General features: G+C 68.1%; 17 protein-coding genes. 15 read left to right on the forward strand and 2 right to left on the reverse strand.

The window, feature by feature from the left end:
• The first annotated feature begins 163 nt into the window (after positions 1-163).
• On the forward strand, positions 164-889 hold the full coding sequence (locus R2B38_RS32265) for a response regulator transcription factor (protein WP_318019349.1): 726 nt from the start codon (positions 164-166) through the stop codon (positions 887-889).
• Complete coding sequence (locus R2B38_RS32270; RefSeq protein ID WP_318019350.1) at positions 886-2,424, forward strand: sensor histidine kinase; 1,539 nt, start codon at positions 886-888, stop codon at positions 2,422-2,424. Before R2B38_RS32265 ends, R2B38_RS32270 begins: the two co-directional genes overlap by 4 nt.
• A 49-nt stretch (positions 2,425-2,473) precedes the next feature.
• Here R2B38_RS32270 and R2B38_RS32275 read toward each other — a convergent pair whose 3' ends face one another.
• Positions 2,474-4,741: an NEW3 domain-containing protein gene (locus R2B38_RS32275; RefSeq protein WP_318019351.1), complete on the reverse strand. Its 2,268-nt coding sequence runs from the start codon at positions 4,739-4,741 to the stop codon at positions 2,474-2,476.
• 217 nt (positions 4,742-4,958) lie between these two features.
• On the opposite strand from R2B38_RS32275, the gene R2B38_RS32280 reads away from it, so the two are divergent.
• From R2B38_RS32280 to R2B38_RS32300, 5 genes are all read left to right on the forward strand, one after another.
• A complete protein-coding gene (locus R2B38_RS32280; protein ID WP_318019352.1) occupies positions 4,959-5,246 on the forward strand; it encodes a hypothetical protein in 288 nt (95 codons plus the stop codon).
• A gap of 13 nt (positions 5,247-5,259) precedes the next feature.
• Entirely contained in the window at positions 5,260-5,880 is a 621-nt protein-coding gene (locus R2B38_RS32285) for a hypothetical protein (protein ID WP_318019353.1), read from the forward strand.
• Between the two features lie 7 nt (positions 5,881-5,887).
• Complete coding sequence (locus R2B38_RS32290; RefSeq protein ID WP_318019354.1) at positions 5,888-6,982, forward strand: lytic polysaccharide monooxygenase; 1,095 nt, start codon at positions 5,888-5,890, stop codon at positions 6,980-6,982.
• Between the two features lie 324 nt (positions 6,983-7,306).
• Positions 7,307-10,582 carry a GH92 family glycosyl hydrolase gene (locus R2B38_RS32295; RefSeq protein ID WP_318019355.1) on the forward strand — a complete coding sequence of 1,092 codons (3,276 nt, stop codon included), beginning with the start codon at positions 7,307-7,309 and terminating at the stop codon, positions 10,580-10,582.
• A gap of 67 nt (positions 10,583-10,649) precedes the next feature.
• On the forward strand, positions 10,650-11,024 hold the full coding sequence (locus tag R2B38_RS32300; RefSeq protein ID WP_033285102.1) for a hypothetical protein: 375 nt from the start codon (positions 10,650-10,652) through the stop codon (positions 11,022-11,024).
• 7 nt (positions 11,025-11,031) lie between these two features.
• On the opposite strand, the gene R2B38_RS32305 is transcribed toward R2B38_RS32300, so the two are convergent.
• Positions 11,032-14,823, reverse strand: coding sequence for a GH92 family glycosyl hydrolase (locus R2B38_RS32305; protein ID WP_318019356.1), 3,792 nt, complete (start codon positions 14,821-14,823; stop codon positions 11,032-11,034).
• A 369-nt stretch (positions 14,824-15,192) separates the two neighbouring features.
• On the opposite strand from R2B38_RS32305, the gene ngcE reads away from it, so the two are divergent.
• From ngcE to dxs, 8 genes are all read left to right on the forward strand, one after another.
• Positions 15,193-16,641 carry an N-acetylglucosamine/diacetylchitobiose ABC transporter substrate-binding protein gene (gene ngcE / locus R2B38_RS32310; protein WP_318019357.1) on the forward strand — a complete coding sequence of 483 codons (1,449 nt, stop codon included), beginning with the start codon at positions 15,193-15,195 and terminating at the stop codon, positions 16,639-16,641.
• A gap of 59 nt (positions 16,642-16,700) precedes the next feature.
• Positions 16,701-17,636 carry a sugar ABC transporter permease gene (locus R2B38_RS32315; protein WP_318019358.1) on the forward strand — a complete coding sequence of 312 codons (936 nt, stop codon included), beginning with the start codon at positions 16,701-16,703 and terminating at the stop codon, positions 17,634-17,636.
• A 17-nt stretch (positions 17,637-17,653) separates the two neighbouring features.
• Positions 17,654-18,589, forward strand: coding sequence for a carbohydrate ABC transporter permease (locus R2B38_RS32320; RefSeq protein ID WP_318019359.1), 936 nt, complete (start codon positions 17,654-17,656; stop codon positions 18,587-18,589).
• A gap of 199 nt (positions 18,590-18,788) precedes the next feature.
• A complete protein-coding gene (locus R2B38_RS32325; protein ID WP_019063292.1) occupies positions 18,789-19,988 on the forward strand; it encodes an ROK family transcriptional regulator in 1,200 nt (399 codons plus the stop codon).
• Between the two features lie 120 nt (positions 19,989-20,108).
• Positions 20,109-21,215, forward strand: a complete 1,107-nt coding sequence (locus R2B38_RS32330) for a sugar ABC transporter substrate-binding protein (RefSeq protein WP_411978514.1) — start codon at positions 20,109-20,111, stop codon at positions 21,213-21,215.
• A 209-nt stretch (positions 21,216-21,424) separates the two neighbouring features.
• Positions 21,425-22,213: an ATP-binding cassette domain-containing protein gene (locus tag R2B38_RS32335; RefSeq protein WP_019063294.1), complete on the forward strand. Its 789-nt coding sequence runs from the start codon at positions 21,425-21,427 to the stop codon at positions 22,211-22,213.
• Complete coding sequence (locus R2B38_RS32340) at positions 22,210-23,529, forward strand: ABC transporter permease subunit (protein WP_318019360.1); 1,320 nt, start codon at positions 22,210-22,212, stop codon at positions 23,527-23,529. The genes R2B38_RS32335 and R2B38_RS32340 overlap by 4 nt, the downstream gene beginning before the upstream one ends.
• 194 nt (positions 23,530-23,723) lie before the next feature.
• Positions 23,724-25,652, forward strand: coding sequence for a 1-deoxy-D-xylulose-5-phosphate synthase (gene dxs, locus R2B38_RS32345; RefSeq protein ID WP_318019361.1), 1,929 nt, complete (start codon positions 23,724-23,726; stop codon positions 25,650-25,652).
• The last annotated feature ends 53 nt before the right edge of the window (positions 25,653-25,705 follow it).

The raw sequence follows: 25,705 nt of genomic DNA on the forward strand, positions 1-25,705 counted from the left end.
CGGAGAGTGCCAACGCCCGCTTCGGTCAAGCAAGTTGGAGAGGGCGGCGGACGGCGGGCCAGGGACGACGCCCCTGCCGGCGCCCCGGAATCCCGCCCGCTCGCACGGCTGCGTCTCAGGTGGAACACAGGGTTCCCTCAGCGGGCCGGGACAGAATCAGGACATGACTGGCACCTCTGGGTCCCGCAGCAGCCGCGTCCGCGTGCTCATCGTCGACGACGAGCCCGCGCTCACCGAGCTGCTCTCCGTCGCGGTCACCGAGGCCGGCTGGCGGCCCTACCCCGCGCCGGACGGGCACAGCGCGCTGCGGATCTCCCGGGCCTGCGCCCCGCACGCCGTCGTCCTCGACGGCATGCTGCCCGACCTCGACGGCGTCCAGGTGCTGCGCAGACTCCGCTACGAGAACCCCCGGCTGCCCGTCCTCATGCTCACCGCCCGCGACGCGATCGAGCACCGCCTCGACGGCCTCGAAGCGGGCGCCGACGACTACGTCACCAAGCCGTTCTCCCTGGAGGAGGTCGTGCTGCGGCTGCGCGGACTGCTGCGCCGGGCGGGCGGCGAACGCACCCCGGCCGACGACTCCGTACGCGTCCTCGGCGACCTCGTCCTGACCGGCGAGACCCGCGAGGTGCGCCGCGCCGGTGAGCCGGTCCAGCTCACCGCCAAGGAGTTCGACCTGCTCACCCTGTTCCTCGACCACCCCCGCCAGGTGCTGAGCAAGGCCCAGATCCTCGACCAGGTGTGGAGCAGCTGCTTCGACGGCGGCGGCAACCTCGTCGAGGTCTACATCTCCAGCCTCCGCCGCAAGATAGACCGCGGCCGCGCCCCGATGATCCACACCGTGCGCGGCATGGGATACGCCCTACGGCCCGTGGAGGACGCCAGATGAACCTCCGTACCCGCAACCGGGGCCGCCTGCACGGCCGTTCGCTGCGCACCCGCCTCCTCCTCTTCATCAGCGCCGCCCTCGTCGTCGTGTGCGCCGCGATGGCCCTCACCACCGTGTTCGTCCAACGCGCCTATCTGCTGGGCAACTTGGACGACCGGGTCGGCAACGCCGCCGAACGCAGCCTGGGCGGCGCCCAACACCACCCGGACTTCGACGGCGACCTCGGGTTCCTCATGGAGAACGGCCACGCCGTCGGGACGCTCGCCGCGCGGTTCGACGACAAGGGCACGATCATCGCCGCGGCCGTCGTCAGGCAGGACGCCCCGCCCCAGAACCTCACCGCCGCCCAGCGCGCGGCCCTCGCGGGCGTCACCGCCGACAGCGCGATGCACACCAGGACCGTGCCCGGCCTCGGCACCTACCGGCTCACGGCCCTCGACAGCGATGGCGTCCGGGTCCTCACCGGCCTCCCGATGGACGACGTACAGGGCATGATCAGCGGCATGGTGGCGGTCGAGGCCGTCGTAGCCCTCGCCGGACTGACCGTGGCCGGCTGTCTGTGCGCGGTCGTCATCCGACGGCAGCTACGGCCGCTGGGCCGGGTCGCCGCCACTGCCGTCGAGGTCTCCCGCTCGCAGCTCGGCCACGGCGAGGTCACCGCGCTCACCCGGGTGCCCGAGCGGGACACCGACCCCGGCAGCGAGGCCGGCCAGGTCGGCGCCGCGCTCAACCGCATGATCGACCACGTCGAGTCCTCGCTCGCCGAACGCCAGCGCAGCGAGGAGCAGATGCGCCGCAGCGAGGAACGCATGCGCCGCTTCCTCGCCGACGCCAGCCACGAACTCCGCACCCCCCTCGCCTCCATCGCGGGCTACGCCGAGCTGATGAACCGCGGCACCGACCGCATCGAACCGGGCCTCGCCTGGCGCCGGGTCACCGCCGAGTCGGCGCGCATGACGGGCCTGGTGGAGGACCTCCTGCTGCTCGCCCGGCTCGACGAGGGCCGGCCGCTGCAGTCCGCCGAGGTGGACCTCGCGGCGCTGCTCGCCGAAGCGGTGTGGGACGCGCGCGCGGCCGGCACCGGCCACGACTGGCAACTCCAACTCTCCCTGGACGCCCCGGCGTTGGTCATCGGCGACGAGGCCCGCCTGCACCAGGTGTTGGCCAACCTGTTGGCCAACGCGCGGATGCACACCCCTGTCGGCACCACGGTCACGGCGAGCGTCGAGGCCACCGCCGACCGCACCGTCGTCATCCGGGTACGCGACGACGGCCCCGGCATCCCCCCGGCGCTCCTCCCCACGGTCTTCGAGCGCTTCACCCGCGCCGACGCCTCCCGCGCCCGGGCCGGCGGCAAGGAGGGCGGCTCCGGCCTCGGCCTGGCCATCGCGACGGCCATCACCGGCGCCCACGGCGGCCGTATCGACGTGACCAGCGTCCCGGGCCGCACGGAGTTCACCATCGAACTCCCGGCAGCCGCCACCGAACTCCCGCCCGCCGAACCGGCGATGCGCGCCCGCACGGCACCGGTCTAGAGAAGCACCGGGCACCGGACGGACGCGCGTCGCCGTCGTCGCCGCAGACCTACGGCGTGGTCGTGAACGAGTCGAAGTCGGCCTCGCCGGTGGTGCCCGACGCGTGCGACGTCTGGGTCAGGCCGACGTCCTGGGTGGCCGCGGCGGTCGGGACGTCGATCGTCCCGACCAGGTTCCAGGTGGCGTTGTCGGTCGAGTAATAGCCGCTGTACGACGTGCCGTCACGGACGAGCTTCAGCCACGAGGGGTAGACGGCGGTGCCGGTGGAATCCTGCGAGTCGAGCTTCCCGTCGCCGTCGCTGTCCCAGTCGAGCAGATACCCGTTGCCCGGGGTCGCGACGAGGGCCACGTACCCGGGGGAGGTGTTCGGCTGGGTGATGTCGTTACGGACCATGATCCCGGCCTTGGCCCAAACATCGGTATCCGACTGCGAGTTGAGCTTCACCGTCGTCACCGAACCGTCGTGCTCCGCTCCCGGCAGATAGATCGACCCGTACTCGTTCGTGCCGTTGTACAGGTCTGCCCCCTGCGCCCGGATGCCGAGTTGGGTGCCGGACTCGCTGAAACTCGCCGTGGTGGACGCGAACGTCCGGTACGGGGCGGTGACTTGGTGGTTGACGGTGATCGTGTCACCGGCGGCCAGCCGCGTCCTCCCCGCCGACCGGAAGCGGTAACTCGCCGTCCCCTGGAAGTCGTTGGAGGCGAAGAGCTTGGCCGAGGGTGGGATGGACACGGAGTAGGTGACCTCCAACGCGCGCCCGCCGCGAAGCGTCCTGGCCCGGGTCACGTCACGCGTGGTGATCTTCGTGCCGGCCGGCCCGGTCAGGGTCAGATCGGCATCGGTGATCGACCGGGATCCGTTGTCGGACAGGACCGCGGTCACGGTACGGGTGGTGCTGTCGCTGGGCGCGGGCGCCCAGTTGAGTCCGAACGAGACGTCCGGAGCCGCGCCGGTCACCGTGCGGTGGCTGCCGTGGACCCGGTACAGGGCCACACCGTGCGCCGGCACATTGGCGGCGATCCGGCCGGAGGACTCGGTGAGTCGGTGGCTCCACAGATCCCGCAGGGAGTAGTCACGTGCCCCGCGCAGCCCCAACGCGCCCGCGGTCGTGGCGACTTCACGGGGCGCCGACCCGGTGTTGAACAGACCGACCACGACATCCCCGTCGGCCTCGGTCTTGGCGAACACCTGCGAGTTGGCGTCCGAGGAGATCCGCTTGGCGTCGATGCCGTCCTGATCGACGCCGAGGACGTCGGTGTTCTTCAACAAAGCCAGGTCGGCCGGGTCGAGATGGGTCAGATCGGTGCCGAGAATGAGCGGAGAGGCGGCCAGCGACCACAGACTCATCTGCGTCCTGCGCTCGTCGGGAGTGAGGCCGTTGTTCGCGCCGTTCCCGATCTCCAGGGAGTCGTAGTCGTTGTAACCGCCGGGCCCGCCGTACGGTGCCCAGGCCGCGACCTGGTCGAAGCGGGAGGCGATGGAGGCCCAGGTGGTCAGCGGGTAACTGCTGTCGTCAGGACCGCAGTAGCACTCGATGTCGCCGCCGGTGCGCCAGCCGTTGGAGAGCTTCTTCCAGGTGGCCGCGTTGTTGATGTCGAGGTTGTTGGACAGCTCCAGGTGGATCGGCCGCCCGGTGTGGTGCAGGGCGTCCGACCAGGCCTGGACGTCCTGTTGGTCGGACGTGCCGACACCGTCGATCTTCAGATAGTCGATGCCCCATCCGGCGAACTGCCCGGCCCAGGAGTCGATGAAGGTCTGCGCACCGGGCTTGGTGTAGTCGATCCCCACCATGCCACCGCAGTTGTAGTTGCTCTCCGTCGCCGTGGTCGCGATGTCCCGTGCGTGGTAAGCGGTCCCCTTGATCTCGGTGTTCTTGGCGACCGCCTGCCGCGAGATGCCGGGAGTGACGTACAGGCCGAACTTCAGCCCCAGGGAGTGGACATAGTCGGCCACGACCTGGACGCCGTTCTCGCTGCCGCGCGGCGGGAACTTGACGGGGTCCGTGACCCAGCGGCCGTACTGGTCGACGTCCGGCCCCTGACTGCCCGGGCACTGGTACCAGAAGTCGTCGACGTTGGCGTAGACGAAGCCGTTTTTCGCCAGCCCGCTGGTCTTGAGGGCCTTCGCCTGCGCCTCGATGGTCCGCGCGGTCGGATCGCGCCGCACAAAGCTCCAACTGCTCCACCCCAGCACGGGTTTGAGCCCGACACCGTTGTCATCGGCCCGCGCGGCCTGACCGCCGGTCGCGGTGATCCCCATGGTGAGCAGCAGCGCTCCGGTGAACGCGGCCAGTGCACCGCGAATCTGTCTTCTCATGAGCTGTTCCTCCATCGCAACGCCCACTCGACTCAGAAAACGTCAAGAACCAACCCCGTGGACGCGACAAGTGAACAGGACCGAACGCCAGTCACCACATGGCGCGGTTGGCCAAAACTGGGTCAAGTCTGTGGGGTCACTGTGGCGGGAGCGGTGAGGGAAGTGGTGCGAGACGGGGATCTGGCACCGACTGATCGCCGTGCATAGGGTTCCCCGCATGAACGACGAGATCACGGCCGCGGTCGGCCACCAGTTGTACTCGTTCGACGGTCGGATACTGGAGATCTTCGGCAACCACCCCAAACGCTTCCACGTCCGGTACCTGCGCCTGAGTGTCACCGGCCCCGACCGGCAAGGGAGGCGGACCGTGGAGATCGACGCTCTGGGGGCGCACTCCACCATGAACTACACCGCCGCGGAGTGGGAGCAGACGCCCGACCTGGCGACACTCCTGGAAGCGGTGCGGACGGCCATCGACGCCAACCCGAATCCCTGGCGCGGGTGACCCGAACCGGTTCGTGCTCACGGCGAGCACCTCACGGCTCTCAAACCTCGCGCAGGAGTCGCTGTTCGCGGTGGCCTACGGCCGGCGTCCCGCCGAGCTGTCGCGGGATCTCGCCGCACGCGCGGCCTTCGGCGATCACCAGGTCTACGCGGTGCGGGAGCGACTCGCCCTGTCGGGCCGTGAGGAGGTCGTGGCCGTCGCGGACACGGCGTTCAGCCGGCTGAAGACGTTCCGCGACGCCGTCGGTTCCGGCGCCGCGCCGGACTCCCCGGAACTGGCGGACGCCATCCAGTCCTACGGCACCGTCCTGCGCGCACCGCGCCTGGAGACGGATGCCTCCAACTGGCCTTTCCCTGCGCGGGGTTCAACGGAACAGACCTCCGGCTTCCGAACGACCTGCCTCGGCACCCGCCCCGAACCCGAACAACCCCGCCCCCCGAACAACCCCGCCCCAACGCTACTTCGCACGCCCCCGCCGTTTACAGCCACCCCAGTCCGCGCTAACTTCACGGACAAGTGGGGTGGGAGCGCTCCCACCCGCCCGGCGGTCCGGAACCCGCCGGGTGGCCGGGTCGCCCCACCCCACGCCTCCACCCCCGCACGTTCCTCGCACCCGCCGACCGAAGGGACGTAGAACTGTCATGCATGCGACAACATCACCCCCAACTCCCCACTCCGCACCGCGATTACCGCGCCCCACCCCCCACCGAGCCCTCTTCCTCGTCCTCCTGGCGCTCCTCACCACCGTCCCCGCCCTGGCCCTGATCCTCGCCACGGGTGGCCGCGCGGAGGCCCACGGCACCCCCATGAAACCCGGCAGTCGCACCTTCCTCTGCTGGCAGGACGCGCTCACCACCACCGGCGAGATCAAACCGATCAACCCGGCGTGCAAGGCGGCCCAACAGGTCAGCGGCACAACGCCGTTCTACAACTGGTTCTCCGTGCTGCGCTCCGACGGCGCCGGCCGCACCCGGGGCTTCGTGCCGGACGGTTCGCTGTGCAGCGGCGGCAACCCGAACTTCACGGGCTTCGATCTCCCGCGCGACGACTGGCCGTTGACGCATCTCACCTCGGGTGCGACGGTCGACTTCTCGTACAACGCCTGGGCGGCGCACCCGGGTTGGTTCTACGTCTACATCACCAAGGACGGCTTCGACCCGACGAAGACGCTCACGTGGAACGACATGGAGGACACGCCGTTCCTCACCGTCGACCACCCGCCGCTCAACGGCACGCCGGGCACGGTCGAGGCCAACTACTCCTGGACCGGGCAGCTTCCGGCGAACAAGTCGGGGCGCCACATCATCTACATGGTGTGGCAGCGCTCGGACAGCGCGGAGACCTTCTACTCCTGCTCGGACGTCGTGTTCGACGGCGGCAACGGCGAAGTGACGGGTATTCACGACCCGGGCAACCCCACCGACCCGGTACCCGGCGTCTGTTCGGCCACCCGGCACACGACCGGCACCTGGCCCGGCGGCTACCAGTCCGAGGTGACCGTCACCAACTCCGGTGACGTCCCGATGCTCGGCTGGATGGTCAACTGGGCACTCCCCGCAGGCCAGTCGGTCGCCAGCCTCTGGAACGGCAACGCGACCTACAGCGGCCAGGACGTGATGGTCCACAACGCCGACTGGAACGGCTCACTGAGTCCGGGACAGAGCGCCACCTTCGGATACGTCGTGAACGGCGACGGCGGTGATCCGGCAACTGCCCTTCCCTGCCAGGTCGGTTGAGCCTGAGCTCGGGGCGGACCCGGTGGTCGGGGGCCACCGGGTCCGCGAGCCGGGCAGGGAATGGGGGTTCGACCTGCCCGGGTGGTGCGTGGCTTGGTACGGCACTGCGGTGCGACAACGTTGTCGGATGGTCTGCATATGACTCTACCGCCTCAACGGACAACGATGTCAAGCCAGTTGGCCTGGGGGCGCCGTCCGAGTGGGCACCCCGCGTGCCCTCACCGGAACACGCGCTCTTCCGTGGTACGGGTGGCGCACGTTACTGTCCCTGCGGCTTGTGCGACCTGTGGTGCGCGACCCGTCCGAAGGAGGAGGGGCCGCGTCATGCGTTTCCGTCCCATGTCCCTGTTGCTCGCCGCCGCACTCGCGGTCGGCGGCGCCCCCCCCGCCCTGGCGGCGACCGCCGCCGCCCCGCCACAACTCGTCAAGGACCCCACCGCCTACGTCGATCCGCTGATCGGCACCAAGAACGGCGGCAACGTCTTCCCGGGCGCCGTCGTGCCCTTCGGCATGCTCTCCTGGAGCCCGGAGAACACCAGAGGCAGCGCGACCAGCACGGCCGCGCCAGGCGGCTACCAGTACGACGCCACCCGTATCCGCGGCTTCAGCCTCACCCACATGTCCGGCACGGGCTGCGCGGGCGGCAGCGGCGACATCCCGTTCTACCCGTACGCCGGTGAGGTCACCTCGTCCCCGGCGAGCGACACCAAGGACGCCGTCTACGCCTCCGACTTCAGCCACACCGACGAGACCGCCGAACCCGGCCACTACAAGGTCGGCCTCGCCTCCGGCGTCACCGCCGACCTCACCGCGACGGCCCGCACCGGCTCCGGCCGCTTCACCTACCCGGCCGACAAGCCCGCCTCCCTCCTGATCCGCACCGCCAACTCCGAGGTGGGCTCCACCGATTCGTCGGTCACCATCGACCCGAAGACCAACACCGTCTCCGGCTCGGTCACCTCCGGAAACTTCTGCGGCTACCTCGACCCCGAGGGCCAACGCGCCTACTACACCCTGTACTTCACCGCCACCTTCGACCGTGCCTTCAAGACCACCGGCACCTGGCAGGACGACAAGCTGACCCCGGGGTCGACGAACGCGACCGGTGGCACGGGTGGCTTCACCAACGGCGGCCGCCCCACCGCCGGCAAGGGCGCGGGCGGGTACGTCGAGTTCGAGCCCGGCACCGGTTCGGTGGGCGTCAAGGTCGGTATCTCGTACGTCAGTCAGGCCGGCGCCCAGGCCAACCTCAAGGCGGAGAACCCGCCTTCGCGTTCCTTCGACGCCGTCCAGAGCTCGGCCCACCGCGCCTGGCGCGACCAGCTCGGCGCGATCAAGGTCGGCGGCGGCACCGACACCGAGCGCACCACCTTCTACACCGCGCTCTACCACTCCCTCCTGCACCCGAACGTCATCAGCGACGCCGACCGCAGATACACGGGCAGCGACGGCAAGGTGCACAAGGTCGGCCGGGGTCATCAAGCGCAGTACGGCACCTTCTCCGGCTGGGACATCTACCGCTCGCAGGTCCAACTGCTCACGCTCCTCAGCCCCCGCACCGGCTCGGACATCGCCCAGTCCCTCTACGAACTCGCCCAGCAGAACGGGGGAGTCTGGGACCGCTGGCTGCACGGCGCGAGCGGCACCCACGTCATGAACGGCGACCCCTCACCCACCGCCCTGGCCGGCATCCGCGCCTTCGGCGGCACCGACTTCGACCTCAAGGGGGCCCTCGCCTCCCTCGTCCAGGCGGCGACCGTACCGACCGCGCAGGACATGTCCTCGTCCGGCAAGCCGGTGCTCTCGGTGGGCCAACGCCCCTCCCTGGACAAGTACTTGAAGCTCCACTACATGCCGTCCGTCTCCAATGCCTGGGGCGGTGCCGCCGAGACGCTGGAGATGTCCACGGCGGACTTCGCGCTCTCCCAACTCGCCACGGCGGCAGGGAAGAAGAGCACGGCGGCCGACTTCGCCCAGCGCGCCCAGTGGTGGCAGAACAACTTCAACATCGCCGCCGACCCCACCGGCGGCTACATCGCCAACCGCAAGGCGGACGGCAGTTGGGTCACCGGCTTCACCCCGGGCACCGGCAACGGCTTCGTGGAGGGCACGGCCGCCCAGTACACCTGGATGGTCCAGCACAACCCGGCGGGCCTCTTCGCGGCGATGGGCGGCACCGACAAGGCCCTCGCCCGCCTCGACTCCTTCTTCCATGAGGCGGACGGGAGTTGGGCCTTTACGGGCAGCGGCGGCGACAAGTCCGAGCTGGACAACGAGCCGTCCGTCAACGTCCCCTACCTCTACGACTACGCGGGCGCGCCCTACAAGACCCAGGAGACGGTCAGGGCCGCCATGAAGCAGCTCTGGACCACCGACCCGGCCGGCATCCCCGGCAACGACGACCTCGGCGAGATGTCGTCCTGGTACGTCTTCTCCGCGCTCGGCATGTACCCGCAGGTCCCCTCCCGCGCCGAACTCACCCTCGCCTCCCCGCTGTTCGAGCGCGTCGAGATCAGCCGCCCGCACGGCAACGACATCTCCATCCGCGCGAAGGGCGCCGCGACCGACGCCCCGTACATCCAGTCCCTGAAGGTCAACGGCCGCAGCACGCAACAGCCTTGGCTCTCGTCCTCGATCGTCAAGAACGGCGGCACCCTCGACTACACCCTCTCCACCACCCCGAACCGCACCTGGGGCAGCGCCCCTTCAGACGCCCCGCCGTCCTTCCGGACCGGCGAGCAGCCGTACCAGATCGGCGTCGGCCCGACCGCCGCGACCCTCGCCCCCGGCGAGAGCACCAAGGTCAACATAAAGGCCCTGTCCCTGAGCGGCGGCACCGGACCCGAGGTCCGCTACACCGTCGAGACCCCCGCCGGTGTCACCGCGACTCCCGCACAGGGCACGGTCGTCGACGGCTCCCAGGACATCACCCTCACCGCCGCCGACGACGTCACACAGGGCTTCTACGACGTGAAGGTCACCGTCACCTCGGGCAGCACGTCGTACGAGCAGCCGGTGTCCCTGACGGTCGCCGCGCCCGGCACCCTCCTCGCCGCCTACAACAACACCGGCGTCTCCGACGACACCGGCGAGCACGACGAGGCGGACTACGACGGGGGCGGCTGGAGTTACTCGCTCCAGGCGCTGGAGGCGGCCGGGCTGACCCCGGGCGGTACGGGCACCGTGGACGGGCTCGGCTTCACCTGGCCCAGTTCGCCGAACGGGCGCCCGGACAACGTCTCGGCGGCCGGTCAGACCGTCCAACTCCCGCAGGCGGCAAGCACGTTGTCCTTCATCGGCAGCGCGGTCAACGGCAACCAGCAGACGAAGGCGACCGTCACCTACACCGACGGCAGCACCGACGTGATCGACCTGTCCTTCACGGACTGGACGGTCGGCGGGGGCGGCGGGACCGTGCAGTACGGCAACGAGGTCGTCGCCCGGACCGCGTACCGCAATGTCGCGGGTGCGGACAAAGACCCGGTAGCCACCTATGTGTTCGCCACCAAGCCGTTCGCGGCGCCCTCGGGCAAGACCATCAAGAGCGTGACACTTCCGGACGACCCGGATCTCCATGTGTTCACCCTTGCGGTGAACTGACGTCCACAATGTGTGCCCTCGCCCGTTCCGGTGGCGGGGGCACATCGGCGCGTGCGAGCATCCGCAGATGGTGAAACGGCCGCAGCTGCCCGAGGAGTTCCGGGCCGAAGCCCGTACGGCCTTCGCTTTCCTGGTGGGGGACGAGGGCTTCGCGCCGCCGGAGGACATAGACGGCGGCCTGCGTTATCTGCGCGGAGATCTGATGGTGCGCGTCTGGTTCCTGGGCGGCGCCGAATCGGAGGTCCTGACACGACTGGTCCCCCTGGCGCCGGACGGCACCAGGGGGAGCGGGGCGTGGCTGGACGACCTGTACACGGCCGCCGCGTGCGGCCCGGCCCAGGACGTCCCCGTCTTCGCGTCGACCAGGAGAGGCGTGCTCAGACGGGTCCACCAGCACGCGGAGGCGTTGCGGCGGCTGCTGCCCCGCCTCCCCGTGCCGTGACCGTGCCTCAGGCCAGCAGTTCCACCTCCGCGAGGGTCGAGGGACCGTTCAGCACCAGGCGGTAATGCGCGTACGAGCCCGGCGACTTGACCGAGAAGACGCGCGTCTGCTGGTTCCAGGTGAAGGACTCGCCGGAGCGTTTGTCGAGCGTCTTCCACGTGGTGCCGTCGGTCGAGCCCTGGAGGGTCCAGCCGGTCGGCGCCAGGGTGTGGTCCTTCGACGACGTCAGCGTGTACTGGACGCCCTTGGTGGCCTTGGCGACCGGCAGGTCCACCGAGGACACCGTCGCGTCCGTGGCCGACGTGTTGTCGAACAGGGGCCCGACACCGGCGAGTTGGTCGGACCGGGGCGTCGGCACCTTGTCGTCCTTGGTGATCGACACCGGCGCCGCGTTCTTGCCGCTGCCCCACGACGAGGGCTTGGAGCCCATGGAGAAGTCCAGCACTCCGCCCTTCTCCAGCAGCGAGTGGGGGAGTGAAGTCTTCGTCCAGTTCTGGCCGTTGACCTTCAGACCCTGCACGTAGATGTTTTTCGTGCTGTTCTTCGGCGCCTTGACGACGAGGTCCTTGCCGTTCTCCAGGTGCACGGTCGCCTTGGTGAACAGCGGGGAGCCGATGGCGTATTCGCCGCTGCCCATCACCAGCGGGTAGAAGCCGAGCGCGGAGAAGAGGTACCAGGCCGACTGCTCGCCGTTGTCCTCGTCGCCGTGGTAGCCCTGCCCGATCTCGCTGCCGGTGTAGAGGCGCGACAGCACCTCGCGCACGTCCTTCTGCGCCTTCCAGGGTTCACCGGCCGCGTCGTACATGTAAGTGACGTGGTGGGCCACCTGGTTGGAGTGGCCGTACTGGCCCATGCGGACGTCCCGCGCCTCCGTCATCTCGTGGATGACGCCGCCGTAGGAACCGGCGTTGGTGGGCGAGGCGGTCTCGGGGGTGGAGAAGTACTGGTCGAGCTTGTCACCGAGGGCCTTCTGGCCGCCGTAGAGGTTGGCGAGGCCGCGGCTGTCCTGCGGGGCGGTGAAGGCGTAGCCCCAGCCGTCGGTCTCCGTGTAGTCGTAACCCCAGATCTTCGGGTCGTAACTCGCCGAGTCCACCCGCCAGTTGCCCTTGGCGTCCTTGCCCTGGAAGAACCCGGCCTGCTTGTCGAAGAGGTTCACGTAGTCCTGGGCGCGGTTGAGGAAGTACGCGGACTCCTCCTTGTAGTGCTTCTCGCCGGTCTTCTTGTAGAGGGCCTGGCCCATCTGCGCGATGCCGTAGTCGTTGACGTAGCCCTCCATCGCCCAGGAGAAGCCCTCGCCGGTGTCGGTGCTGGTGTAGCCGAGGAAGGGCGAGGTGGTCATGCCCTTGCGGCCGACGCCGGAGGCGGGCGGGACGACGGTCGCGTTCTTCACGGCCGCGTCGTAGGCCGACTTGGCGTCGAACTTCACGCCCTTGACGTACGCGTCCGCGAACGCCACGTCCGACGAGGTGCCCGTCATCAGGTCCGCGTAGCCGGGGGAGGACCACCGCGAGGTCCAGCCGCCGTCCTTGTACTGCTGCACGAACCCGTCGACCATCTCACCCGCCTGACTGGGCGTCAGGAACGAGTAGGCCGGCCAGGTCGTGCGATACGTGTCCCAGAAGCCGTTGTTGACGTACACCTTGCCGTTCACGATCTTGGCGCCGGTGTGCGTCGGGGTGTCCTGGCTCGTCATCGGGGAGAACGGGGACGCGTACTGGTACGTCGAACCCACCTTCTCGAAACCGGAGTTGGGGTACAGGTACAGCCGGTACATGCTGGAGTACAGGGTCGTCAGCTGGTCCGGCGTCGCGCCCTCCACCTCGACCTTGCCGAGCAGCTTGTCCCACACCTTCTGGGCCTGCTGCTTGACCGTGTCGAAGGAGGTGCCGTCCGGGATCTCCTGGCGCAGGTTGTCCTTCGCCTGGTCGACGCTGATCAGCGAGGTGGCCAGGCGCAGGGTGACCGTGTGGTCGGCGCCCGGCTTGAACTTCAGATAGCCCTTGACCCCGCTGGAGGAGCCGTCCGTCACCGGCGCGTCGAAGGTGCCGTAGACGAAGAGGCGTGTCGCGCCGGTGGACAGCCCGGACTTGACGTCCGAGTAGCCGGTGACGGTCCCGTTGGTCTTGTCGAGGGTCAGGCCCGCCTGCTCGGTGACGTTGTCGAAGATGACGCTCGCGTCGTCGCCGGGGTAGGTGAAGCGCAGCGAGGCCGCGTGGTCGGTCGGGGCCATCTCGGCCTTCAGACCGTTCTCGAACGTGACGCCGTAGTAGTACGGGCGCGCGGTCTCGTTCTCGTGCTTGAACGCCAACTCCCGTGCCGTGGGGTCGGTGTTGGGGGTTCCGGAAGCGGCCGACGGCATCACCTGGAAGGTCTGCCGGTCGCCCATCCAGGGGCTCGGTTCATGGCTCAGGCTGAGCGCCTGGAGCGTCGGCAGGTTGTCGTCGTTGTTCGCGCGTGCGTAGTCGTAGAGCCAGCTGAGCGACGACGAATTCGTCACCGGCGTCCAGAAGTTGAAGCCGTGCGGCAGCGCCGCGGCGGGGAAGTTGTTGCCGCGCGAGAAGCTGCCGCTGGAGTTGGTGCCCCGGGTGGTCAGCGCGTAGTCCGACAGATGCGCCTTCGGCTTCTCCGGCGCCACCGACTTGAGGCTCACGTCGTCCAGCCAGCCGCGGAACTTCGCCGGCCCGCTGGGGGAGTCGTAGTCCAGCAGGATCCGGTCGACGGTCTTCCCGGCCGCGACCGAACCGATCCGCGAGAGGACGTTGTTCCACTGGTTGACGTAGAGGATCTTCGCCGCGCCCTGCCCCTGCGGAGTCAGCGCGAAGCCGTGCGAGTCCGTCGCGCCGAGGTCGCTGAGATACGTGCCGTCGGTGAAGGCGAGGTCGACGGAGACGTTCGTGGCGTCGTAGTCGAGGTCGCCGTCGGACATCTGCGGGAAGAGCCGGTAGGAGAGCGCGGTGTCCCGGCCGACCGGCACGTTCACGTCGAAGACCTTGTTGTACGAGTACGCCCGCCCGGTGGCCGTGTGACGGCCCGCGTACCGCAGTGCGCGCTTCCCCGTGAAGCCGGCGCCCGCCTTGGCGGTGGGGGAGCCGCTGGGGCCCCGGTCGACCAGCGAGAGCATGTCCTCGGGGATCGGGGCGGTGGTCCCGCCCGTCGAGAACTGGACGTCGGCGAGCTGAAGGATGCCGCTCGCGCCGTTGTTCTTCGTGATGTCGAGCCGGAAGTGCTGGTACTCGGCCGGCTCGGCGAGGTCGTAGGACTTCGTCTGGAACCGGTCGGCGAAGCTCTCGCCGGAGCGGGTGTCCAGGGTCTTCCAGTCCTTGCCGTCCGTCGAGCCCGACAGCGTCCAGTCCCGCGGATCGCGTTCGGCGAAGTCGTTCGCCGAAGTCAGCGCGTAGGTCACTATTTTGGCCGGCTTGTCGAGGTCGAACTCGACCCAGCCCGTGGGCGCGAAGGTCAGCCACTTGGTGCCGGACTCGCCGTCGACGAGGTTCTCCTTCACCTCCCCGCCGCCGGTGTTCTCGGAACTGGCCCGGACGTCGGTGACGTGGTCGGTCACATTGCCCGGGATCCCGGTGCTGTAGCCGCCGTCGACGCCCGAGGCCCGCTTGGAGCCGTCCGGCGCGGTGTCGACCGTGTTCAGCCAGTCCGGCGCCGGATCTCCCGACTCGAACGAGGAGGCGAACTCCCCGCCGGTCGGGGCCTTTGCCGGAAGGGCGACCGCCGCCCCCTGCGAACCCACGAGCAAAGCCAGTGCGGCGGTCGACACGACCGCCGTACCCCACCATCTGTGATGCATACGAGGGCATCCTCCCTGCAGGCTGGACAACGTTGTCAGCTTCGATGCGCAAGGAACAGTAGGGAGTCAAGTGGCCTGGTGTGTCAAGGGTGTTGAGTGAGGCATTCGAGGGCAATAACGGGGATTTCTCCGTCATCGAACACACAGGGCGTTCATATTTCCGCGAGGTCTCACTTCGGAAAAGACCGACAACCCACCCTGCATTCGATCTTGCTCTGTCGACCGGAAGTGGACTATACCTGTCGCGTTCGACACCGCTCTCGCAGCAGCACGCACGAAGTACTCCTGCACGACCAAGCTCGACCTGACCGCGGTGCCGGGGAGGATCCGGTTCACCGCCTGAGTCCTGTTGAAGGCGAGGACTTGAGCATGGGATCCACTTCAGCCGAGAACAACGGTTCCAATGGCGTCGGCCGCCGTGATTTGATCAAGAGGTCGGCCGCACTCGGCCTGATCTCCGTACCCACGATGAGTTTCCTGGCCGCGTGTGCGAGCGGCGGCGGGGACGACAGCAGCAGCGACGACTCCACCAAGGGCACCACGTCGAAGTCGAATCCCTTCGGCGTGAAGAAGGGCAGCACGCTCGACGTCGTCGTCTTCAAGGGCGGTTACGGCGACGACTACGCGAAGGCGTGGGAAGCCAACTTCAAGACGAAGATCGGCGTGAGCTCGACCCACACCGGAACGCAGGAGATCACCGGCAAGCTGCAGCCGCGCTTCAACGCGGGAAACCCGCCGGACATCGTCGACGACTCCGGCGCCCAGCAGATCAAGATCGACGTCCTGTACAAGAACGGCCAGTTGCTCGATCTCTCCCCGGTGCTCGACGCCCCGGCGATCGACGACCCGAGCAAGAAGGTGCGCGATCTGCTGATCCCCGGCACCCTCGACCCGGGTGTGCAGGAGGGCAAGGTCGTCGCCCTCAACTACATCTACACGGTCTGGGGGTTGTGGTACTCCGGCAAGCTCTTCAAGGAGAAGGGCTGGACCCCGCCGAAGACCTGGGACGAGTTCATCGCCGTCTGCCAGAAGGCGAAGGCGGACGGCATCGGCGGTCTCGCCCACCAGGGCAAGTATCCGTACTACATCAACGTCGCCATCATGGACCTGATCGCCAAGAAGGGCGGGATCGACGCCGTCAAGGCGATCGACAACCTCGACCCGAAGGCGTTCGTCGGCTCGGCCGCCGCGCAGGCCGGTGTCGAGGCGATCTACGAGGTGGTGGAGAAGGACCTGTTGATGCCCGGCACCAACGGCCTGACCCACACCGAGTCGCAGACCCGCTGGAACCAGTACAAGGCCGCGTTCATCACCTGTGGTTCCTGGCTGGAGAACGAGCAGCTCAAGCTGACGCCGACGGACTTCGACATGAAGTTCCTGCCGATGCCGCTGCTCGCCGACAGCAAGATGCCGTTCGAGGCGATCCGGGCCGGCTCGGGGGAGCCCTTCATCATCCCGGCGAAGGCCAAGAACCTCCCCGGCGCCAAGGAGTTCATGCGCCACATGCTCTCCAAGGAGTGGTCGACGCTCTTCGCCAAGGAGGCCAACTCGCTCACCATCCTCAAGGACGGTGTCGACTCCAGCGTCACGCTGCGCCCGGGCACTCAGTCCACGGTCGACGCGTCCAAGGCGGCCGGCGACAACACCTTCCGCTTCCTGTACCCGGACTGGTACAGCGAGATGGACACCTCCATCCAGAACGCGTCCAACGAGCTGATGTCCAAGCGCATCCAGCCCAAGGAGTGGCTGAAGCGCTGCCAGGCCGCCGTCGACAAGCAGGCCAAGGACCCGGCGTCCAAGAAGAACGTGCACTCCTGATCGCAAGGCCTGATCGCACCACCTGATCACGCTCGGGACACCAGGGGCAGGAAACGCCAATGCGCAAAGGGCAGTACAGGTTCGTCACGGGATTTCTCTTCGTTCCCGTGGCGCTCTATCTGATCTTCGTGATCTGGCCGTACATCCAGACGTTCGGCTATTCGCTGACCGACTGGAAGGGCGAGTCACAGACCTTCAAGTTCGTCGGACTGGACAACTATCGAACGCTGCTCCACGACGACGTCTTCAAGGAGGCCATCTGGCACAACCTCCTGTTCCTGGTGTTCATCCCGGTGATCACCATTCTGCTGGCCCTGTTCTTCGCCTTCATGGTGAACGCGGGAGGACACAGCAAGGCCGGCGGGGTGCAGGGTGTCGCCGGCAGCGGGTTCTACAAAATCGTCTACTTCTTCCCGCAGGTGCTGTCGCTGGCGATTCTCGCGGTGCTGTTCAACGCGGTGTACCGCAGTGACGGCGGCGGTCTGCTCAACGGCGTCCTGATCAAACTCCACCTGGTCGACGTCAACAATCCGGTGGAATGGCTCAACGAGCCCAACGTGGTGCTGTGGGCGCTGATGGCGGTCGTGGTCTGGCACGGCGTCGGTTTCTATCTGGTGCTGTTCTCCGCCGCCATGCAGTCCATTCCGCGGGACATCTACGAGGCCGCCCTGATCGACGGCGCGGGCCGCTCCCAGTCCTTCTTCCGGATCACCCTGCCGCTGCTCTGGGAGACCGTCCAGACGGCCTGGGTGTACCTCGGCATCATCGCGATGGACATGTTCGTCCTGGTCTCCTCCATGACCTCGAACATGGGCGCCTACGGAGGCGGTCCCGACCACGGCAGCGACGTCATGTCGACCGTGATGATGCGCAACTTCCTCTACTTCGGGAAGAGCGGCTACGCCTGCGCGATGGGCGTCGTCATGCTGCTGCTCACCCTGATCCTGTCCGTGGTCACGCTGCGCGCCACCCGCCGTGAGCGCATCGAGTTCTGAGCGGGAGACATACGACGATGAGCGCACCCCTGAAGGAGACCGCCCCCGCGGGCGGCACCGTCCCGCCCCAGCCGTCGCCTGGGAAGTCCGGCGCCCGGCCCCATGAACCGCGCGGCGAGGGCGTCGTGCTGAACGCCTTCTCGCACGGCTTCCTCGCCCTGTGGGCCCTGCTGATCGTGCTGCCGCTGCTGTGGCTGGTGTTCAGCTCGTTCAAGACCGACGTGCAGATCGGCAACTCGGCCTTCGGCTGGCCGCAGAACTGGACGTTCGACGTGTTCCGGCGGGCCTGGAGCAAGGGCATCGGCGACTACTTCCTGAACACCCTGATCGTGCTGGTCTTCTCGGTCCCGCTGACGATGCTGTTCGGCTCGATGGCCGCGTACGTGCTGGCCCGCTACCGGTTCTGGGGCAACCGGATGCTGTACTACTTCTTCGTCGCCGGCGCGATGTTCCCGGTGTTCCTGGCGCTGGTCCCGCTGTTCTTCATGGTCAAGCGCCTCGACATGCTCAACACGTACCAGGGGCTGATCCTGGTCTACATCGCCTACTCGATGCCGTTCACGGTGTTCTTCATGCACGCGTTCTTCCGGACGCTGCCCACCGCGGTCTTCGAGGCGGCCATCCTCGACGGCGCCTCGCACACCCGGACGTTCTTCCAAGTGATGTTGCCGATGGCCAAGGCCGGGTTGATCAGTGTCGGCATCTTCAACACCCTCGGTCAGTGGAACCAGTTCATCCTGCCGACGGTCCTGATGCAGCCGCAGAGCGGTTCGGACCCGGAGCGCTATGTCCTGACCCAAGGACTCATCCAGCTCCAGCAACAACAGGGCTACGCCTCCGACCTGCCCGTTCTCTTCGCGGGTGTCACGATCGCCATGATCCCGATGCTGGTCGTCTACCTGTCGTTCCAGCGCCAGGTGCAGTCCGGTCTGACCTCGGCGACGCTGAAGTAGCGCGCCTGGAGAACGTGACAGGAAGTGATCGTTCCCCCACCGCTCCCGGCAGGCCGGGAGCGGTGGTCACGTATGTGTCCGGAACCCTCGATGCGGTTCAACCTCTTGACGGGAGGCAACCCGAACAGCTCAGCTTAGAGTTCACTAGTTGGACATAGACGGGGCCTCATCGATGCGGTCCCGCGCGCAGGAGGTCGTCGTGGAGACTCCGGGGTCGCAGTCGTCACTGCACCGAGCCAATCTCGAGCGGGTCGTGCGAGCGGTGCGGTTGGCCGGGTCGCTGACGCAGGCGGAGATCGCGAGGACGACGGGCCTGTCCGCCGCGACCGTCTCCAACATCGTGCGCGAGCTCAAGGACGGCGGAACGGTCGAGGTCACACCGACTTCGGCGGGCGGCCGCAGGGCCCGCAGCGTCTCGCTGAGCGGGGACGCCGGCATCGTCATCGGCGTCGACTTCGGGCACACGCATTTGCGCGTCGCGGTCGGGAATCTCGCCCATCAGGTGCTGGCCGAGGAGTCCGAGCCCGTCGATGTGGACGCCTCCTCGACGCAGGGCTTCGACCGGGCGGAAGAGCTGGTCAACCGGCTGATCACGGCGACCGGGGTGGACCGTTCCAAGATCGCCGGGGTGGGCCTCGGCGTGCCCGGTCCGATCGACGTCGAGTCGGGCACCCTGGGCTCCACCGCGATCCTGCCGGGCTGGACCGGCACCAGACCCGCCGAGGAGCTGGGCAGCCGTCTGGGCGTACCGGTGCACGTGGACAACGACGCGAACCTCGGCGCCCTCGGTGAGCTGGTCTGGGGCAGTGGGCGGGGCGTCAGGGACCTGGCGTACATCAAGGTGGCGAGCGGGGTCGGCGCGGGGCTGGTCATCAACGGCAAGATCTACCGGGGCCCGGGTGGCACAGCGGGAGAAATCGGGCATATTACTCTTGATGAGTCCGGCCCTGTCTGCCGTTGCGGAAACCGGGGCTGCCTGGAGACCTTCACGGCCGCGCGCTATGTGCTGCCGCTCCTCCAGTCCAGTCACGGAACCGACCTGACCATGGAGGGAGTCGTACGGCTGGCGCGGGACGGAGACCCTGGCTGCCGTCGGGTGATCGCCGACGTCGGCCGACACATCGGCAGTGGAGTCGCCAATCTCTGCAATTTGCTGAACCCGAGCCGAGTGGTCCTCGGTGGCGATCTCGCCGAGGCCGGTGAGCTGGTGCTCGGGCCGATCAGGGAGTCTGTCGGCCGCTACGCGATCCCCAGTGCGGCGCGTCAATTGTCCGTTCTCCCGGGGGCACTTGGAGGCCGTGCGGAAGTGCTCGGAGCGCTCGCTCTCGCACTCAGCGAGATGGGCGATTCGACCCTTTTGGACGGGTCGCTGACCGCGGCCACACCTGTCTTCACTTAGAGAACGCACGACGCCGTTGCCATCTCGTTAAGTATTTACTTCTTGACGCCGAACGCGCGGCCGAGTTGACTTCCAGCCACCTCGGCCGCAACGACGCGGCCTCGTCAGGGAGGTTTCAAAGTGAACACGCGTATGCGTCGTGCCGCCGTTGCCGTCATCGCCACCACCATGGCCGTCTCGATGGCCGCCTGTGGCAAGGCAGGCGACGACAAGAAGTCCGACAGCAGCTCCAGCTCCTCGGGCGGTACGAACGCCTCGATCGGCCTGCTCCTGCCCGACAGCGTCACCGCTCGGTACGAGAAGTTCGACAAGCCGTACTTCGAGGCGAAGGTCAAGGAGCTCTGCTCCGGCTGCACCGTCCAGTACAACAACGCGAACGCCAGCGCCGCGACGCAGGCCCAGCAGGTCAGCAGCATGATCACCAAGGGCGTCAAGGTCATCGTGATCAGCGCCCAGGACTCCGCCGCGATCAAGTCCTCGATCCAGCAGGCGGTCAACAAGGGCATCAAGGTCGTCGCGTACGACCGTCTGGCCCAGGGCCCGGTCTCCGCGTACGTCTCCTTCGACAACGTCGAGGTCGGCAAGCTCCAGGGCGAGGCGCTCCTCACCTCGCTGGGCTCGAAGGCCACCCCCTCGGCGAACGTCGTCATGATCAACGGTGACGACGCCGACCCGAACGCCGCGCAGTTCAAGAAGGGCGCCCACGAGGCCCTCGACGGCAAGGTCAAGATCGCCTACGAGCAGTCCGGCCTGTGGAAGGACACCGTCGCCGGGCAGAAGATGTCGGCGGCCATCACGCAGCTCGGCGCCAAGAAGATCGCGGGCGTCTACTCCGCCAACGACGGCATGGCCGGTGGTATCGCCACCGTCCTCAAGGGCGCGGGCATCAGCAACATCCCGCTGACGGGCCAGGACGCGGAGCTCGCCGGTATCCAGCGCATCGTCGCCGGTACCCAGTCCAGCACCGTCTACAAGGCCTTCAAGCCGGAGGCCGAGGCGGCCGCCACGCTCGCCGTCGACCTGGCGCAGGGCAAGAGCATCTCCTCGCTCGCCACCACGACCCAGACCAGCGGCTCCGGCAACAAGGTGCCCTCGCAGCTGCTGACCCCGGTGTCGGTCACCAAGGCCAACATCAAGGACACGGTCATCAAGGACGGTCTCTACACCGTCGCGCAGATCTGCACCGCCGACTACGCCAAGGCGTGCAAGGCGGCCGGTCTGGAGTAATCACCGCCCAGCGGTGACAGAGCCCCTTCGGCGTCCGCCCCGCCTTCCAACCCCGCTGCGGGGCGGGCGCCGATCGGAACCCGTGCGAACGCAGCCGTTGCCAACTGGCACCGGCCGCGCGCATGTTCATCTTGTAAATCTGTGCCTAGGCACAACCCTCCGCGGCTTTTGACAAGCGCGGCATCCCCGCCGGTCAGGCGGCGAAGGAGATGGTTAACGTGTCCGCTACGCCCGTGCTGGCGTTGCGCGGAGTCTCCAAGCGATTCGGTGCGGTGCAGGCCCTCACCGAAGTAGAGCTGGAGGTCCACGCCGGAGAAGTCGTCGCACTGGTCGGCGACAACGGCGCAGGAAAGTCCACCCTGGTGAAGACCATCGCCGGGGTGCATCCCATCGATGAAGGAGTCATCGAGTGGGAGGGCAACCCGGTCAGCATCAACAAGCCGCACGACGCCCAGGGACTCGGCGTCGCGACGGTCTACCAGGACCTCGCGCTGTGCGACAACCTCGATGTCGTCGGCAACCTCTACCTCGGGCGTGAGCTGCTGCGCCACGGGGTCATCGACGAGGTCACGATGGAGAAGAACTCCCGTGAGCTGCTGAGCACCCTCTCCATCCGCATCCCGAGTGTGCGCATCCCGATCGCCAGCCTCTCCGGTGGCCAGCGACAGGTCGTCGCGATCGCCCGCGCGCTGATCGGCGACCCCAAGGTCGTCATCCTCGACGAGCCCACCGCCGCCCTCGGCGTCGAGCAGACCGCCCAGGTCCTCGACCTGGTCGAGCGGCTGCGCGAGCGCAACCTCGGCGTCATCCTCATCAGCCACAACATGGCCGACGTCAAGGCGGTCGCCGACACCGTCAACGTGCTGCGCCTGGGCAAGAACAACGGCTCCTTCCCGGTGAAGGACACCAGTCAGGAAACGATCATCGCCGCGATCACCGGTGCCACGGACAACGCCGTGACCCGTCGTGCGGTGCGCAGCACGGAGGCGGCAAAGTGAGCGACACGTCAGGCACCGTGAAGAAGGACGCGGTGGAACCCACCACCGAGGCTCCGACCGAGGACCCCACGGCGGCGGCCGGTGCCGCCACCGTCGTCGACCCGCGTCTGCTGGTCCGCGAAGAGGGCTACAAGGGCTACATCACCGAGTTCAAGCGCAAGGTCAAGGGCGGTGAGCTCGGCTCGCTGCCGGTCGTCGCCGGTCTGATCGTCATCGGCATCATCTTCCAGTCGCAGAACAGCCGGTTCCTGAGCGCGGACAACCTGTCCAACATCAGCTACTACCTGTCCGCGACCGGCATGCTCGCCATCGGCCTGGTCTTCGTGCTGCTGCTCGGCGAGATCGACCTGTCCGTCGGCTCGGTCAGCGGTCTGGCGTCCACCCTGTTCGCCGTCTTCGTGGTCAACCACGGGATGAACGGCTGGCTGGCGCTGATCCTGACGATCATCACGGGCATCGGCATCGGCGCGCTGCACGGCTTCTTCTTCGCGAGGATCGGCGTACCGGCGTTCGTCGTCACCCTGGCCGGCTTCCTCGGCTGGAACGGTCTGATGCTGTGGCTGCTCGGTTCGAGCGGCACCATCAACATCCCGGACGAGGGTCCGGTGCACCTGCTCGGCCAGGGCTCGTTCTTCATGGACCAGTCGATCGCGGGCGCCTACATCCTGGCCGCCCTCGGCGTCGGCTCCCTGGCCTACGGCTCGCTCGTCGAGCAGCGCCGCCGCAAGGCCGCCGGGGTGCCGTTCCGGCCCACCAGCGAGATCGCGCTGCGGGTCGGCCTGCTCGCCGTGGCCGCGTTCGTCACCGCGTACGTGCTGAACTCCTCGGCCGGTGTCTCCAACGCGCTGGTGATCTTCCTCGCGTCCCTGGTGATCGTGGACTTCGTGCTCCGTCGTACCCCGTACGGCCGTAAGGTCTTCGCGGTCGGTGGCGGCATCGAGGCCGCGCGCCGTGCCGGTATCAACGTGCCGATGATCCGCATCACCGTGTTCGCCATCTCCGGTGGCTTCGCGGCGGTCGGCGGTATGTTCTTCGCCGGTCAGACCCAGAGCGCCACGCTCAACGCGGGTGGCGGCAACACCCTGATGCTGGCCATCGCGGCCGCGGTCATCGGCGGTACGAGCCTCTTCGGTGGCCGCGGCACCGTCTGGTCCGCCCTGCTGGGCATGCTCGTCATCCAGTCGATCCAGACCGGTCTCGACCTGCTGAACATGAACACGTCGATCCAGTACATGATCACGGGTGGCGTCCTGCTCGGCGCGGTCGTCATCGACTCGGTGTCCCGCAAGAGCCAGAAGGCCGCCGGTCGCGGCTGACCTGCCCTTCGCCCAGACTGTGCCCGGTACCGATGGCGGTACCGGGCACAGTCGTGTCGTAGGAAAGGCTGTTCGTGGGTACAGCCGATCGCGTGACGTATGACGCAGAGCCCGGGCGCCGTCCGCAAAGGCGGAACATTAGACTCGACAAGCCCGGCAACAGCTCGATCAGCTCTACTCGCAAGGAGGCACGGGTGCCGCTGCTGACCCGCATCAGGGGACCGCGCGATCTGGACCGGCTCAGCCTGGAGCAGCTGGACCAGCTGGCCGGGGAGATCCGGACCTTCCTCGTCGACGCCGTCTCCAAGACCGGCGGCCACCTCGGCCCGAACCTCGGTGTGGTCGAGCTGACCATCGCCCTGCACCGCGTCTTCGAGTCGCCGAAGGACCGGGTGCTGTTCGACACCGGCCACCAGTCCTACGTCCACAAGCTGCTCACCGGCCGCCAGGACTTCTCGAAGCTGAAGCAGAAGGGCGGCCTCTCCGGCTACCCCTCGCAGGCCGAGTCCGAGCACGACGTCATCGAGAACTCGCACGCCTCGACGGTCCTCGGCTGGGCCGACGGCCTCGCGAAGGCCAACCAGGTGCTCAAACGCGACGACCACGTGGTCGCGGTGATCGGTGACGGCGCGCTGACCGGCGGTATGGCCTGGGAGGCGCTGAACAACATCGCCGACGCCAAGGACCGCCCGCTCGTCATCGTCGTCAACGACAACGAGCGCTCCTACGCACCGACCATCGGCGGCCTCGCGAACCACCTGGCGACCCTGCGGACCACCGACGGCTACGAGCGCTTCCTGGCCCGCGGCAAGGACCTCCTGGAGCGCACTCCGGTCGTCGGCAAGCCCCTCTACGAGACGCTGCACGGCGCGAAGAAGGGCCTCAAGGACTTCATCGCCCCGCAGGGCATGTTCGAGGACCTCGGCCTGAAGTACGTCGGCCCGATCGACGGCCACGACATCGAGGCGACGGAGTCCGCGCTGGCCCGCGCCAAGCGGTTCGGCGGCCCGGTGATCGTGCACGTCCTCACCGAGAAGGGCCGCGGCTATCAGCCCGCCCTCCAGGACGAGGCCGACCGCTTCCACGGCATCGGCCCCATCCACCCCGACACCGGCCTCCCGATCAAGGCCTCCGGCGCCGACTGGACCTCCGTCTTCGGCGACGAGATGGTCGCGCTGGGCCAGGAGCGCGAGGACATCGTCGCGATCACCGCCGCGATGCTCCAGCCCGTCGGCCTGAAGAAGTTCGCCGACGCCTTCCCGAACCGCATCTACGACGTCGGCATCGCCGAGCAGCACGGCGCCGTCTCCGCGGCCGGCCTCGCCACCGGCGGACTCCACCCCGTCTTCGCCGTCTACGCCACCTTCCTCAACCGCGCCTTCGACCAGGTGCTGATGGACGTGGCCCTGCACAAGTGCGGGGTGACCTTCGTCCTGGACCGGGCCGGCGTCACCGGCACCGACGGCGCCTCCCACAACGGCATGTGGGACATGTCGATCCTCCAGGTCGTCCCGGGCCTCCGGCTCGCCGCGCCGCGCGACGCCGACCAGGTCCGCGCCCAGCTGCGCGAGGCCGTCCAGGTCAAGGACGCGCCGACGGTCGTCCGCTTCTCCAAGGGCGCGGTCGGTCCCGCCGTACCGGCCGTGGGCCGCATCGGCGGCATGGACGTGCTGCGCGCGCCCGGCACCGACGCCCCGGACGTCCTGCTGGTCTCGGTCGGCGCGCTCGCGCCGATGTGCCTGGAGATCGCCGCGCTGCTCGACCAGCAGGGCATCACCACCACCGTCGTCGACCCGCGCTGGGTCAAGCCCGTCGACGAGGCCATGGCCCCGCTCGCCGAGCAGCACCGGGTGGTCGTCACCGTCGAGGACAACTCCCGTGTCGGCGGCGTCGGTTCATCGATCGCACAGGCGTTGCGCGACGCCGGCGTGGATGTTCCGCTGCGCGACTTCGGCATCCCGCCGCGCTTCCTCGACCACGCGTCCCGCGCCGAGGTGATGACGGAGATCGGCCTCACCGCTCCGGACATCGCCCGCCAGGTCACCGGCCTGGTCTCGAAGCTGGACGGTCGCTTCGAACGCCCCACGGCGGAGGTCGACTCGGTGGAGTCCGCACGCGACTGAGGCACGGCAGCACCTCCGAACGGGCCGCTTTTACCACTCTTTGCAGTGGTGAA

Origin of the sequence: Streptomyces sp. N50, assembly GCF_033335955.1 — a bacterium.
In the GTDB taxonomy this organism is placed as follows: Bacteria; Actinomycetota; Actinomycetes; order Streptomycetales; family Streptomycetaceae; genus Streptomyces.